Annotated in this window: 14 protein-coding genes; 7 read left to right on the forward strand and 7 right to left on the reverse strand. The window is 40.3% G+C overall.

Annotated features, from left to right (window positions below):
* Nucleotides 1–185: 185 nt before the first annotated feature.
* From add to cyaY, 7 genes are all read right to left on the reverse strand, one after another.
* Nucleotides 186–1,187, reverse strand: a complete 1,002-nt coding sequence (gene add / locus H5119_RS11105; RefSeq protein ID WP_182702272.1) for an adenosine deaminase — start codon at nt 1,185–1,187, stop codon at nt 186–188.
* A gap of 329 nt (nt 1,188–1,516) precedes the next feature.
* Nucleotides 1,517–2,626, reverse strand: coding sequence for a heme biosynthesis HemY N-terminal domain-containing protein (locus tag H5119_RS11110; protein WP_182702273.1), 1,110 nt, complete (start codon nt 2,624–2,626; stop codon nt 1,517–1,519).
* Nucleotides 2,623–4,458, reverse strand: a complete 1,836-nt coding sequence (locus H5119_RS11115) for a uroporphyrinogen-III C-methyltransferase (protein ID WP_182702274.1) — start codon at nt 4,456–4,458, stop codon at nt 2,623–2,625. Before H5119_RS11115 ends, H5119_RS11110 begins: the two co-directional genes overlap by 4 nt.
* Nucleotides 4,458–5,396, reverse strand: a complete 939-nt coding sequence (gene hemC, locus H5119_RS11120) for a hydroxymethylbilane synthase (protein ID WP_182702275.1) — start codon at nt 5,394–5,396, stop codon at nt 4,458–4,460. Before hemC ends, H5119_RS11115 begins: the two co-directional genes overlap by 1 nt.
* A 35-nt stretch (nt 5,397–5,431) precedes the next feature.
* Nucleotides 5,432–6,397, reverse strand: a complete 966-nt coding sequence (locus H5119_RS11125; protein ID WP_182702276.1) for a DUF2914 domain-containing protein — start codon at nt 6,395–6,397, stop codon at nt 5,432–5,434.
* Between the two features lie 22 nt (nt 6,398–6,419).
* On the reverse strand, nt 6,420–7,076 hold the full coding sequence (locus tag H5119_RS11130; RefSeq protein ID WP_182702310.1) for an alpha/beta hydrolase: 657 nt from the start codon (nt 7,074–7,076) through the stop codon (nt 6,420–6,422).
* Entirely contained in the window at nt 7,073–7,396 is a 324-nt protein-coding gene (gene cyaY, locus H5119_RS11135) for an iron donor protein CyaY (RefSeq protein WP_002960979.1), read from the reverse strand. The genes H5119_RS11130 and cyaY overlap by 4 nt, the downstream gene beginning before the upstream one ends.
* A gap of 168 nt (nt 7,397–7,564) precedes the next feature.
* On the opposite strand from cyaY, the gene H5119_RS11140 reads away from it, so the two are divergent.
* The 7 genes from H5119_RS11140 to H5119_RS11170 all read left to right on the forward strand — a co-directional run bounded on the left by H5119_RS11140 (nt 7,565) and on the right by H5119_RS11170 (nt 13,282).
* Nucleotides 7,565–7,759, forward strand: coding sequence for an LPS translocon maturation chaperone LptM (locus H5119_RS11140; protein WP_182702277.1), 195 nt, complete (start codon nt 7,565–7,567; stop codon nt 7,757–7,759).
* Entirely contained in the window at nt 7,760–9,013 is a 1,254-nt protein-coding gene (gene lysA / locus H5119_RS11145) for a diaminopimelate decarboxylase (protein WP_138584219.1), read from the forward strand.
* A gap of 64 nt (nt 9,014–9,077) precedes the next feature.
* Nucleotides 9,078–9,908, forward strand: a complete 831-nt coding sequence (gene dapF, locus H5119_RS11150; protein WP_182702278.1) for a diaminopimelate epimerase — start codon at nt 9,078–9,080, stop codon at nt 9,906–9,908.
* Nucleotides 9,905–10,516: a DUF484 family protein gene (locus tag H5119_RS11155; protein ID WP_182702279.1), complete on the forward strand. Its 612-nt coding sequence runs from the start codon at nt 9,905–9,907 to the stop codon at nt 10,514–10,516. Before dapF ends, H5119_RS11155 begins: the two co-directional genes overlap by 4 nt.
* Complete coding sequence (locus H5119_RS11160) at nt 10,513–11,457, forward strand: tyrosine recombinase XerC (RefSeq protein ID WP_182702280.1); 945 nt, start codon at nt 10,513–10,515, stop codon at nt 11,455–11,457. The genes H5119_RS11155 and H5119_RS11160 overlap by 4 nt, the downstream gene beginning before the upstream one ends.
* Nucleotides 11,458–11,467: 10 nt before the next feature.
* Complete coding sequence (locus tag H5119_RS11165; protein WP_182702281.1) at nt 11,468–12,178, forward strand: HAD-IA family hydrolase; 711 nt, start codon at nt 11,468–11,470, stop codon at nt 12,176–12,178.
* Nucleotides 12,179–12,187: 9 nt separating this feature from the next.
* Nucleotides 12,188–13,282: a retroviral-like aspartic protease family protein gene (locus tag H5119_RS11170; protein WP_182702282.1), complete on the forward strand. Its 1,095-nt coding sequence runs from the start codon at nt 12,188–12,190 to the stop codon at nt 13,280–13,282.

Below are 13,282 nucleotides of genomic sequence, written 5' to 3' on the forward strand. Positions count from 1 at the left end.
TCTAGGGACGATTAACTCTTTGTTGCTCGGTTTTTACTTAGCCCACTAGGTTACAAACCTCGCGCCGCGATTTAATCGCCCCTAGATTGAACAAATTTCAATCCACAAAGATCAACACGCCCTAACATTAAGTTACAGATACAAAAATGCCGCTTATATAAAGCGGCATTTTTAATACTCTTAAATTAACGTGCGCTAACGATTGCTGAAAGCTCTTTTTTGTCGCCATCGCTTAAAAATGCAATTTCTAACGCATTTTTTTGAGCTTTTTCCATATCAGCTTGAGATAAGCCAGCTTTAGGTGCTGCAACGGTATATTCATACCCAATTTCAATACCTTCAACCGCAGGATCATCGGTATTAATACACGCTAAAATACCATGTTCTAAAAACTGTTTAAGTGGGTGTTTAGCTAAATCGTTTACTGTGCTGGTTTGAATATTACTTGTTAAGCACGACTCAATACCAATACGGTTATCGCGTAAATAATCCATTAGTTTTGGATCTTCAATTGCTTTAACACCATGCCCTATTCTACTCGCACCTAGCTCATTAATTGCTTGCCAAATACTTGGAGCACCGAGCGCCTCACCCGCATGAATAGTCGATGCTAAATACGCATTTCGTACTTGCTTAAAGTGCTCTAAAAATAGCTCACCCGGAAAACCAATTTCGTCACCGGCTAAATCAACAGCAACTAAATCATTTTTAAATGCAAGTAGTGCATCAAGCTCTTTTTGACACGTTTTCACGCCATAAGTACGCGATAAAATACCAATCAAGTTAGCTTTTATATTCACGCCCTTTGTTGCTGATTTAATACCATCAACAACCGCCTCTACAACTCCTTCAGGATGTAAGCCTTGGCTTTGCGCCATATAATAAGGACTAAATCGAAGCTCTACGTAATCAAGGCCTTGTGCTTGTGCATCTTCAATGTTCTCAATCGCGATACGTCTGCATGCATCATAATCGCCAAGTACAGTAACGCCCCAATCTAATTTTTGTAAAAAAGCCATAAGATTTGGCTCAGGGTCAATAACTTGAACATGAGGAATGAGTGCCTCAACGGTATCTGCTGGTAGCTCAATATTAAACTGACGACCAAGTTCTAATATGGTTTGCGCACGTACATTACCATCTAAATGACGGTGAATATCTAGCAAAGGTAATTTTCTATTTATCATAATAGCAACCCAGTTTAGTTAAATTTGCGCGCATGATACGCAGATATAGTTATTTTTCAAGTCTATATGGTTTGCGTTAAGTTTAAGCGGTCATATGTCTGCTTTTTATGCAAAAATAACGCAACTTATCGATTAGACAAGTGATGCCCTATGCCCCAAAATTAAAAACCTACCGAGGGCGCCCATGCAGAAATAGCATAACTATTGATAGCAAGAAGAGGGTTACTAAAATATCCAGTAAAGAAGTAAGCACAAGCTAAGCTAGAAATTAATAATAAAAGCTTTTTCACTGCTTGTGCTTCCAAACTACAAAAACACTATGTAGTTGTTTATTGATACAAGACGAGCGCCTTTTCTGCTTGTGCACTGTTTTTATAGCTTAATACTGCTTGCTGGGAGAATTGCTTTTTATTCTCTGGATTTAACGCTTTATCAAACACTCTGGCAGCAAGATCGTAATCACCTTGTGCATTGGCAAGACAAGCAAGCCCTAACAATAATGCATTATTATTGTCATCTTTTTTAAGGCGTTCCTGAATACTTGTTTGCAACTTAATTGCATTGCCATTAGTTGCACCATTTAATATAAAAGCCAGTTGTTCGTGTTGGTCATTGTGCTTAACCATTTTAATTAAATCGCCTTCAACCTCAATAAGTTGACCTGCCGCAGCCATTGTCGCCAAATAAGCTGAGTGTGCGTAGGCTTGTAGCTTTTTAGGAAGTTGTTTATATTTACTCGTAATTTTATCAACTGACTGAGCCGAAAAGTAAGCACTAAAAACACGCGTCCATTGCTCACTTGAAAATACTTTTTGGCGTAGTAATCGTGGTAAAAACTCTTCTAAAGCACTAAAGTGCTGTTGTTGCACTAACACCTCGGTATACAGTTTTAACTCAAGTGCAGTCGCTTTTTTAGATTCAGCACTCACACGCATTTGCGATTCAATCGCACTGCTGTCACCACTTGCCAGCCATAACTTTGCTACTTTTAATTGATGCTCTGGGCTTATTTCAAATAAACGCTCAAGTGCTTTATCTGTTTGATTATTGGCAAGCGCTGCTTTTGCAAGTAAGGCTAAGCGAATATCGTCAAACTTATCTGGTACGCTATTACCCGATAAAGCCTGTTCTATATGCTCATAATCATCATTAATAGCACTCCACAAAGCCTGCTCAATAGCTGCTTGTTTACGCTCTTGACTACGTGCAAAAAAGCCATGTTTAGTGTTGTGATAAATCGATAAAAAATAACGTATTAGCTTGTATGTTAAATATAAAACAATAGCTGTAACTATCGCCATAATACAAAACGAAACGATCGTGCCCTCTATCGTTGTATTGTTAAATGAAATAAGCACGTAGCCTTTTTCATCTAATGCAAACGGGGTAATCGCTATTACAGCAACAATAGCGACAATTAATATAATTAACCCTATCATTGCGCCCACTCCTTAACCTTTTGTGTACTTTGCAGTGTTACTTCTGGATTAAAGTTAAGTTGCTCTTTTTCAAGATTTGATAACGCTTTGAGTACTGACTTAGTTGCATCATCGTCTTGTTTGAAGTATTCAGCCACTAAGCGTTTTGCCTCGCTCAAAGCGTTAAAGAAAATACTTGCCTGCTTACTCATTAGTGCATCTTGTGCTTGGGTGAGGTTAAGTTTAATACGCTGATTAATTAGATGACGTTCTTGATCGGTTAGTAGTGGCTCAATAGAAACGCCCTCATGCTGACGAACAGTGATGAAACTATCAACAATCTTATTCCAGCTATTGCTTAAATTTTGCTGCCAATCACTCACATTATCACTTAAAGCATTTTCGTCAATTACAGCGGCTTCTTGAGGTAAATTAACGGCGTTAAATACCAAGTCATCAATACTGGTTAGCACACTGTTTAACTGTAAATAAATAGCCTCTGTTGCAACAGGTTTAAGGCTATCAAGTGTTTGTATGTCTTGCATAATAGCTTGGCGAACTTCAACTGTACCTGGGCGCTCACTAAGTAATGCGTCTAATCGTTTTAAAACCGCACTAGTGCCTTGGTAATCTTTCTCAGCCCATAACTTAAACTCAGCCATACGTTGTAAGCTGGTTACTTCTTGTGGGTTTAAAGACGAGCTTTGTTGCTGCGCTTTTTGCAAAGCTGCTTTTAGTTCTTGCTGATTTTGAGCTGCACTTTCACTTAGTACTGCGGCAATTTTTTTCTCACTATTAAACAACGCTTGTTGCAAATTAGATTGGGCTGACTTAAGTGCTTGCAGCTCTTGAGTAAGTAACTTATTTTGCTCATTCAAGTCATTAACCGCTAGGTTTTGCGCTTTACCAGCATTTAATTTTTGATAAAACTCGTATCCAACACCAGAGGCGACAATAAGCGAAACAAGCAGCGCAAGCGTTGCCACCTTACTCACTTTTTGTTTATTTTTGTCTGCGGCATTTTTTGCAGTTATTGGCTCTTGCTTAGTTGATTTAGCTGAAGCCGTGCTTGTTGGTGTGTTTTTTTCTGTCGTTATCGACTTTGACTGTTCGCTCATGGTGCTACCTTGCTGATTAATGCAGGCAAACATAGCGTCATCGCTAGCTCCTGCTGCAATATGTATATTAGCCAAGCTTACTTGTTGCTGTTGTAAATAGGCGGCTATGCGCTCGCTGGCAACATAAAACTGACACTGTTGTAACCATTGTTTTTGTGGTGCAGCGAGGGGAGTAAAAATGGCATCGACTGCTGCATTACTTGTTATGACTATACCGTGTACATTATTGCTTTGCCAGTGGTCTGTCCAGCTATTAACTAGCTCACTCACTGGTTCTCGTTTGTATACGACGCAATTATTTAAAAATGCACCACGCTCTTTAAGTACTTTAGCTATATCGGGGCGACCACCTTGCCCTTTAACTAACACTATATTACTGCCATCAACCTCAGCAAGTGACTTTAGCGCCAGCAAACCTTCAGAGTCATACTGCTTAGGTATCGCGGCTCGCACACCAAATGACGCGTATATTGTGTCGGCAGTTTGCTGGCCTACCGCATAAAACTGCGCTTTTGTATTTATATTTGGCTTTAATAGTGCAAGAGCATTAACCGCATCTTGTGAAATAAAAATAATTTTATCTGCATTTATTAACGGACTAAGCTGCGTGTTAGAAGGGGTTAAATAAGCTATTTTTAATACAGGGAATAAAGACGCCTGATAACCCGCTTGCTCAAGCTGCTGGGCAAGGGATACGCCTTTTCCTTCGGGCCGAGTTATCAGAATATGTGGCATTACGCGTCTCGATATACTTCAGCTAAAATTTTATCTGCACCTTGCGCAAGTAATTTTTTAGCAAGCTCAATGCCTAATATTTCTGCGTTATTTATATGACCGGTTACTTCGTCACGTAAAATTTCGCTACCATCAATTGCGCCAACTAAACCGCGTAAATGTACCTGTTCGCCATCAACTAATGCATAAGCACCAATAGGTACTTGGCAACCACCCTCTAAGTGACGATTCATGGCACGTTCTGCATTCACACGAATACGTGTCTGCGTATGCTCAAGTGGGGCAAGTAATGCTTTTGTTACTTCGTCATCGATACGACATTCAATACCTACAGCACCTTGACCATTTGCTGGTAGCGACACTTCTGGCTCAATGTAATCAGCAATACGATCCTCCATTTCTAAACGAATAAGACCAGCAGCCGCTAAAATAATGGCATCGTATTGGCCGTCATCTAATTTAGCTAAACGCGTATTTACATTACCGCGCAAATCACGAATATCTAAATCAGGGCGAAGTGCTTTAATTTGGCACTGACGACGCAAGCTAGAAGTGCCGACAATAGCGCCCTGTGGTAACTCGCTTAAATTAGCAAAATTATTTGATACAAACGCATCACGCGGATCCTCACGCTCACAAATAGTATGCAGTGCTAACCCTTCTGGGAACTCTACGGGTACATCTTTCATAGAATGCACCGCAATATCAGCACGACCATCTAACATGGCTTGTTCAAGCTCTTTAACAAACAAGCCTTTACCGCCAATTTTAGCCAGAGGGGTATCTAATATAATGTCCCCTTGTGTCGACATTGGGACTAATTCAACACGCACATCTGCATGAAAATGCTCTAGTTGTGCTTTTACAAACTCAGCTTGCCAAAGTGCTAAAGCGCTTTTACGAGTTGCGATGCGTACTAATTTTGTTTTTTCTGTCATAAGGGTATCCAATTAATTACTGCGTTTAGCTGTATTTAGTCAGCTAAAATTCTAAATTCTTTTTGGGCAATTAAATTACCTTGTTCGTCAACTACGTCTACACGCCAGTGACCTGCTTGTGCATCCATAATGTTTTTTGTTGAGTACGTTCTATAACGAGTAGATGTGACATTAAGCGAAATTTCTGCCATGACGCTGCCCTCAAAGGTCCATACATGCTTTACCTGCTGGCCTTGTAAGCCTTTTAACTCACTAAAAAATGACAGTGAATCCTCAAACTGGCTCAAGCGAATATCAGCAGCAAATACATTGGTAGGCTCACGCTTACTTACTTTACGCGTCAATACCGCGCGGCTAATTTTATCCGTATCAATTTGTGCGCCCAATGCGACACTTGCAACCTGAGCTGTAGGCGAAAAACCTTCAGTGCCACTCAATGCACCATCATCTTTTTCTAACTCTAAGAGTAAGTTACTCTGATTAGCAGGCTCTGTTGTATTTTGAGCTCCTGCGGTTTCTTGTTGCACTTCATTATCAAGATTTGAGTTTAACTCTGTATTAATGCTTTCGCTTTGATCAGTCACAATTTCGTTGTTAACTAATAAAATCGTATCATTGTTTACAAAATCGACTTCGCTAGGTGTATTACTTGAAATGTTTTTTTGATTTTCATTTTGCAAAGCTAATAACGGTTCAATACTCACCTGTGTTATCTCTTCAGGGATATTTGTTAGTTGCTTAGACTCAACACCTGTTGCTTCATCGCTTGTCTGGCTCGTAGCGCTATTACTAAACCTTAAGAAGTGCTCTTGCTCATTTGGATGCTCACCTTGCTCTGCACTGACAGACGCTGTTAAACCATACACAACAGCTGCAGAGGTCATTAATACCAACATAGCAATACTCACAATACGACGCCAATTCCACTCGTAGCTTACCGTTGGTACGCTCTCTTGTAGTTCGCGTTTAACATTTGCTTTAATAACTATTTTTTGACTCATATTGACCTCAGCGGTTGCAAAATTAACTTAAACGAGCAATTAACCATTGGCGGATAGCTTGCAGTTCTTCTGCGCAAACTTGATGAGCCATTGGGTATTCTTGCCAGCTTACATCCAAGTTATGTGCTGTTAATACTTCAAACGCACTTCTGCCCGCACTATGCGGTACTACGTTATCTTGGCTACCATGCGCCATAAATACATTTAAATCAGTATGCTTTGCTTCGTCAGTAAATTTTTGCGGCACACACATATAAGTAGACAGCGCCATAACACCGCCAAGCTTTTGCTCAAAACGCGGCGCTAAATGTAGCGACACAACCCCCCCTTGAGAAAAGCCAGCTAAAATAATTTTATTAGCCGGTATGCCGTTAGCAATTTCTTGATTGATTAACGCTTCTACTTTCGCAGCCGAGTCTCTCACGCCCTGTTCATCGGCACGTTTATCTAACTCTATAGACTTAATATCGTACCAAGAACGCATTTCCATGCCACCATTTATGGTGACCGGTTGCACTGGCGCATGCGGAAAAACAAACCGTATACCTAGTTCACTCGGTAAATTTAACTGCGGTGCAACAGGTGCAAAACCATCACCTGAATCACCTAAACCATGTAACCAAATAACGGTCGCTTTGTGTTCACCTTGGGCTGGGTATTCTACAAATTCTAAACTCATAGTGATGACTGCCATTTAACTTCTTGGCCAGCTTGGCGCGTTGAGGCTTCATTAATAAATGCCCAAAACTCAGCACCAGATCGGTTATCAATCCATAGCCCATCGCGCATTTCAAAATGATGACCGTTAAACTTAGTTGCAACCCATACTTGATGAAGAGGTGCTTGTTTGTTGATCACTATTTTACTTTTGTCAGGAAAAATAATTTCTAAAATACCTTGTGCCGATTCATAATCCAAATCAGCTTCGCAATCATCAACCTGCTCTTCAATAGTGAACATAAGAGCTTCGGCTAATTGGTGATATTCGTGTTCAGTCATTGTTATTTCCTTTGCAGGCGAGCCGCCTAATATTGGGTACGTTTTAGCTTTGAATTAGCTTTAAAAATGTGCAGCTAGTGTAACAGGAATAAAATCATCCGCGAATAGCTGCATTTTTTAGATATTCTGTTACTCTGCGATTATAAAGCCAGCAACCGTATTAATCTAATGAAAGCGACACATACCTTACAATTAAAAAAACTATTAATAAGCACTGTACTGTTAAGCGCCTTAGCTGGCTGCGGACAAAGCGGTCCGTTATATTTACCAGAGCAACAAACAGAGCAAAATCAACCCCAAGATACAGCTAAACCCGCTATTGCCGAAGAGCAGGTAAATACACAAGTAAAACAGGAGCAGTAAATGGATTTTTTTAACTATAAAAATAATCAACTGTTTGCTGAAGAAGTAAGTATTGCAAGCATTGCACAGCAGTACGGTACGCCCTGTTATGTGTATTCACGCGCCACATTTGAACGCCATTATTTAGCATTTGCTAACGCCACTAAAAACCATAAAAGTTTGGTCTGCTATGCGGTCAAAGCAAACTCTAATATTGCCGTGCTTAATATATTGGCGCGCTTAGGATCGGGTTTCGATATTGTTTCTAAAGGCGAACTTGCGCGAGTTATTAAAGCAGGTGGAGACGCTTCTAAAGTGGTTTTTTCAGGCGTTGCTAAAACATCTGACGAAATAGCGTATGCATTAAAACTTGGCATTAAATGTTTTAATGTAGAATCTGTCTCTGAACTTGAGCGTATCTCTGAAGTGGCTTGCGAGCTTAACCTAGAAGCGCCTATTTCTATTCGCGTCAATCCCGATATCGATGCAAAAACACATCCGTATATTTCTACCGGTTTAAAAGAAAATAAGTTTGGCATTGATATTCAAACTGCCGTGAGTGTTTATCAACAAGCAGCGGCTTTACCCGGTTTAAAAATTATTGGTGTTGATTGCCATATTGGTTCGCAATTGACTGAAGTCAGACCATTTTTAGAAGCACTTGATAAATTAATGGCGCTTATTGATGAGCTAAAAACCAACGGTATTGAGCTAACTCACTTAGATATTGGTGGCGGTTTAGGCGTACCATATAACAACGAGCAACCACCGCACCCAAGTGAATATGCAGCGCAAGTTACCGAGCGCCTAGCAAACTATAAACACCTTGAACTAATTTTTGAACCAGGACGCGCTATTGCTGCGAACGCTGGTATTTTAGTGACTCAAGTTGAATTTATTAAACAAAACCAAGACAAATTTTTTGCTATTGTCGATGCAGGTATGAACGACATGCTTCGCCCTGCACTTTATCAAGCGTGGCAAAAAATTATTCCGGTATCCGTTCGCGACGACGAAACACCTACTCACAACTTTGATATTGTGGGTCCGGTGTGCGAAACGGGCGACTTTTTAGGAAAAGATCGCGAACTTGCGCTTAAACAAGGTGATTTACTTGCACAACGAAGTGCAGGTGCATATGGCTTTACCATGAGCTCAAACTACAACTCGCGCCCGCGTGCCGCAGAAATAATGGTAGATGGCCAGCATCATCATCTTATTCGCGAACGCGAAACTATTGAAAGCCTTTATCAAGGTGAGAAAATTTTACCATAAACGTTTTTGTCTACTAGCTGCTCTGTGGCATGATTAGCACAGAGCAAAACCGAATTAGAGCGCTATGTTAGTTAATTTTTCCAAAATGCACGGCTTAGGCAACGACTTTGTTGTGATTGATAACATTACACAAAATGTTTTTTTGTCGCGAGATCAAATCATAAAACTGGCAGATCGCCATTTTGGTATTGGCTTTGACCAATTACTGATGGTTGAAGCGCCATATTCGCCTGATCTCGACTTTCATTATCGAATTTTTAATGCCGATGGTACTGAGGTTGAGCAATGTGGTAACGGCGCACGCTGTTTTGCTCGCTTTGTACGTATGAAAGGCCTTACTAACAAACACAAAATTACTGTCTCGACCAAGTCGGGCAACTTAACCCTGTATATCGAAAAAGACGGCCAAGTAACCGTAAATATGGGTCACCCTAATTTTGAGCCAAGCAAAATACCGCTCAAAGCCAGTAAACGCGAACTCACTTATATTATTAGAGCACAAGAGCACACCGTATTTAGTGGCGCGGTCTCTATGGGTAACCCACATTGTGTACTAGAAGTTGACGATATCACTACTGCGCAAGTGGATATATTGGGTCCGCTGCTGGAAAATCACGAACGCTTTCCGCAACGCGCTAACATTGGCTTTATGCAAGTTGTATCGCAAGAACATATTAAATTAAGAGTATGGGAGCGCGGTGTTAACGAAACACTCGCTTGTGGCACCGGCGCCTGTGCAGCAATGGTCATTGGTCATATGCAGAATAAGCTATCGAGTGCCGTTCAGGTCGATTTACCTGGTGGTAGTTTACAAGTTCGTTGGAGTGGCGAAGGCCATCCAGTACGCATGACAGGCCCCGCAGAGCATGTATTCGACGGACAAGTAGCCCTATGAGCGAGCTAAGTAAAAAGCAGGTTATTGATTATTTGCAACAACATCCTGAATTTTTAGTTCAACATCCTGAGCTACTTGCCCAACTTGAGTTACAACAGCAAGCTCAAGGAACAACATCGCTGGTACATATTCAGCAACGACAGTTACGCGAACACAACTCGCGTTTAAAAAACCAAATAGACACTATGAGTAAACACGCTACTCAAAACGAGCTGGTGTATCGTTTATTTACTCAATGTCACCGTCAACTTTGGAGTAATTACGACTTCAATACGCTCGCCAGTAACTTACAAAATATTATTTGTACTAACCCAGATATTAACGATTGCAGACTAATAAAATACGCCGCCAAATATGATGAACTGGTTAAACACCGTTTGTCTAATGCAAGCTATTATTTGGGGCGCATTCACCAGCAAGAACGTGATTTACTGTTTAGCGAGACTACTCAGTCCGTTGCTATCTATTTAATTGGTGATACAAAAAAACCAACCGCAATTTTGGTTTTTGGTAGCAATAACGCAAACCACTTTGCACCCGAACAAGACAACTTATTTGTACTCGACTTTGTACGTTCGTTACAATTACGGCTGCTGGAACTTGCATGAATGACGACGCGCCCAACACGAGCGAATTGAGTGACCGTTGGCGTACACCTATTGCTTTATTTGGCGATTATTTAAAATTTGAAAAACAATATTCAGCACACACCGTAAATCAATATGTAAGCCAACTTAGCTTTGCAGCGCTTTATTTTAATAAGTTATGCGACGATTGGTTTAGCGTTCAGGGCGAGCATATTCGCCGCTACAGTATGGCGCTACGTTCAAAGCAATTAAGTGGGCGGACTATTAGCTTAAAGCTCAGCTGTATTCGCAGTTTATATAAGTTTTTAAAAGCGAAAAACATTGCAGAGCAACCCCATTACCATAACCCTGCAGTAGGTATAAAAGGCCCTAAGTTTGCAAAGCCTTTACCTAAAAATCTCGATGTAGATCAGATGGCACGCTTACTCGAAATCCCCAGTGACGAACCTCTTGCGATCAGAGATAAAGCAATGATGGAACTTATGTACTCATCTGGGTTGCGCATTAGCGAGTTAGTTGGTGCTAACATACGCGATATTAGCACTGCTAATGGCGAAATTTTGGTCTGTGGTAAAGGCAATAAAGAGCGGTTAATTCCAGTAGGAAAAAAAGCGTTAGACGCATTGCAAAAATGGTTAATTATACGCCCTCAATATGCAAAACCTGACGAAATAGCGGTATTTTTAAGTAGCCAAAAAAATCGTATTTCGGTTCGCCAAGTTCGCTTACGCATGCAAGAGTGGGGAATAAAACAAGGCATTAGCTCACAGGTTCATCCGCACAAATTACGCCACTCATTTGCTTCGCATATTTTAGAGTCATCGGGGGATTTACGTGCTGTGCAAGAATTATTGGGGCACAGTAGTCTATCGGCTACCCAAGTGTATACACATTTAGATTTTCAGCATTTAGCCAAGGTGTACGACAACACGCACCCACGAGCAAAAAAACAAACCGATTAGGAAAATAAATATGATCCGCTTTAATCGTGCTATTAAGCCATTTTCTGTACTTAGTTTTGACCTAGACGATACCCTTTACGATAACCGCCCTATTATTAAAGCCGCAGTGAAAGCACAAGCCGACTACCTAAACAAACTCGCTGGATATCAAGAAAAAGGCCCACAGTATTGGCAATATTGCCGAGAACTTGCTGTGCAACAACAACCAACCCTTGTTGACGATGTAACACAATGGCGTAAACAAACACTGCGCTTAGCACTATCAAAGCTTGGGTTTAGCCAAAGCGACATGGAGCATCATGCAAAAGGCGCTTATAATGCTTTTGCTGATGCACGTAGCAATATTACAGTGAGCGATGACATACTTGCCCTGCTCGATAATTTAAGTAAGCAATATACATTAATCGCAATTACCAACGGTAATGCAGAAGTAGAACGTTTTAATTTAAATAACAAGTTTGCCCTTGTGTTACAAGCAGGTTTACATGGGAAAGCAAAACCGCACAGCACATTGTTTGACCAAGCAGCGGTACACTTAGGTGTTAATAAAAACGCTATTTTACACATAGGTGATAGCCTTGATAGCGATGTACAAGGTGCTAATAATGCAGGTTGCCAATCTGTTTGGTTGAACAATCAAACGGCTAATTATGCTTATAAAGGCCTGGCTGATATAGAAATAGCCGATATTCACGCTTTAACGCATTTAATTAAAAAATAAGAGGTTAAAATGAGCCACTATACCAAGCTAATCACCTTGCTATTAATTGGCTCACTTAGCCTTAACGCTTATTTACTGTGGCCGAAAAAAGCGCCTATTAAAACCCAAAAAATTGTAAAAAACACATCACCAAAGCAACAAAATTCACTGCTAAGTATCGCCAAATCACAATTTAAGCAACACCAATTTAATGCAGCACTAAATAGCTATCAACAACTCAAAAACAGCAATCCAGAAAGTGCAAAAAACCTTTATTCATCGTGGCTTGTACAACTTAAAATATGGCTAAATAGCGATTTATTACTCAGCGAATCACTTATCAATACGTTATTAAATAAAAGCCCTTATAACGTAGAATTACTTAACTTTCAGGTGGAGTATTTAATTAATAGCGAGCAAACACAAAACGCCATTATTGCTTTATTTGAATTGTTCCCGCTGCTATCTGCTGATCAGAAAAACAACGCAAATACACGCTTAAATACGCTCACCCAAAACGAATTAAACGCATTAACAGAGCAACAAAACTGGCAAGCTATTATTGAGCAAACACAAATTTGGCTCGACTATAAAAGCGAAAACGCACAGTTTTTATATCCGCTTGCGTATGCCTACTATCAGCAAGGTGATTTAATTAGCGCACAAGCAACCCTTGATCGAATGCCAAACCAGCACAATCTGAAAAGCCAAGTGCAAACACTGCAAGCTATGATCAATAAAGCACAATCGCAAGACGACTTCGTTGCTTTAACGCCTTACGGCGCGCACTACTTAATAAACACCGAAATAAATAATAATCTATCGACCGAATTAATGATTGATACAGGCGCAAGCATAACCTCGCTACCTACTAGTATAATTGAGCAAATTTCGCCACAACCCTTATATTTAGGCGATGTAACGGTAAATACAGCTAACGGTCAAATTGTTGTAAGGCGCTATCAAATTGAATCGTTTAAAGTGGGCGAACAAATAATTTATGGTTTTGAAGTACTGGGTATTGAAAATGTACGTGGGCAAGGTTTATTAGGGATGAACTTTTTATCGAGATTTAAATTCAATATAAATCAGCAAACAGATGAGCTAGAGTTGAGCGCTAAATAA

This window comes from Pseudoalteromonas sp. SG45-5 (assembly GCF_014164085.1).
Classification (GTDB): Bacteria; Pseudomonadota; Gammaproteobacteria; order Enterobacterales; family Alteromonadaceae; genus Pseudoalteromonas; species Pseudoalteromonas aliena.

What these genes read in the sequence shown, in the direction of transcription:
- add (WP_182702272.1), bottom strand. Translation starts at nt 1,187, where the DNA reads ATGATAAATAGAAAATTACCTTTGCTAGATATTCACCGTCATTTAGAT.
- H5119_RS11110 (WP_182702273.1), bottom strand. Translation starts at nt 2,626, where the DNA reads ATGATAGGGTTAATTATATTAATTGTCGCTATTGTTGCTGTAATAGCG.
- H5119_RS11115 (WP_182702274.1), bottom strand. Translation starts at nt 4,458, where the DNA reads ATGCCACATATTCTGATAACTCGGCCCGAAGGAAAAGGCGTATCCCTT.
- hemC (WP_182702275.1), bottom strand. Translation starts at nt 5,396, where the DNA reads ATGACAGAAAAAACAAAATTAGTACGCATCGCAACTCGTAAAAGCGCT.
- H5119_RS11125 (WP_182702276.1), bottom strand. Translation starts at nt 6,397, where the DNA reads ATGAGTCAAAAAATAGTTATTAAAGCAAATGTTAAACGCGAACTACAA.
- H5119_RS11130 (WP_182702310.1), bottom strand. Translation starts at nt 7,076, where the DNA reads ATGAGTTTAGAATTTGTAGAATACCCAGCCCAAGGTGAACACAAAGCG.
- cyaY (WP_002960979.1), bottom strand. Translation starts at nt 7,396, where the DNA reads ATGACTGAACACGAATATCACCAATTAGCCGAAGCTCTTATGTTCACT.
- H5119_RS11140 (WP_182702277.1), top strand. Translation starts at nt 7,565, where the DNA reads ATGAAAGCGACACATACCTTACAATTAAAAAAACTATTAATAAGCACT.
- lysA (WP_138584219.1), top strand. Translation starts at nt 7,760, where the DNA reads ATGGATTTTTTTAACTATAAAAATAATCAACTGTTTGCTGAAGAAGTA.
- dapF (WP_182702278.1), top strand. Translation starts at nt 9,078, where the DNA reads ATGTTAGTTAATTTTTCCAAAATGCACGGCTTAGGCAACGACTTTGTT.
- H5119_RS11155 (WP_182702279.1), top strand. Translation starts at nt 9,905, where the DNA reads ATGAGCGAGCTAAGTAAAAAGCAGGTTATTGATTATTTGCAACAACAT.
- H5119_RS11160 (WP_182702280.1), top strand. Translation starts at nt 10,513, where the DNA reads ATGAATGACGACGCGCCCAACACGAGCGAATTGAGTGACCGTTGGCGT.
- H5119_RS11165 (WP_182702281.1), top strand. Translation starts at nt 11,468, where the DNA reads ATGATCCGCTTTAATCGTGCTATTAAGCCATTTTCTGTACTTAGTTTT.
- H5119_RS11170 (WP_182702282.1), top strand. Translation starts at nt 12,188, where the DNA reads ATGAGCCACTATACCAAGCTAATCACCTTGCTATTAATTGGCTCACTT.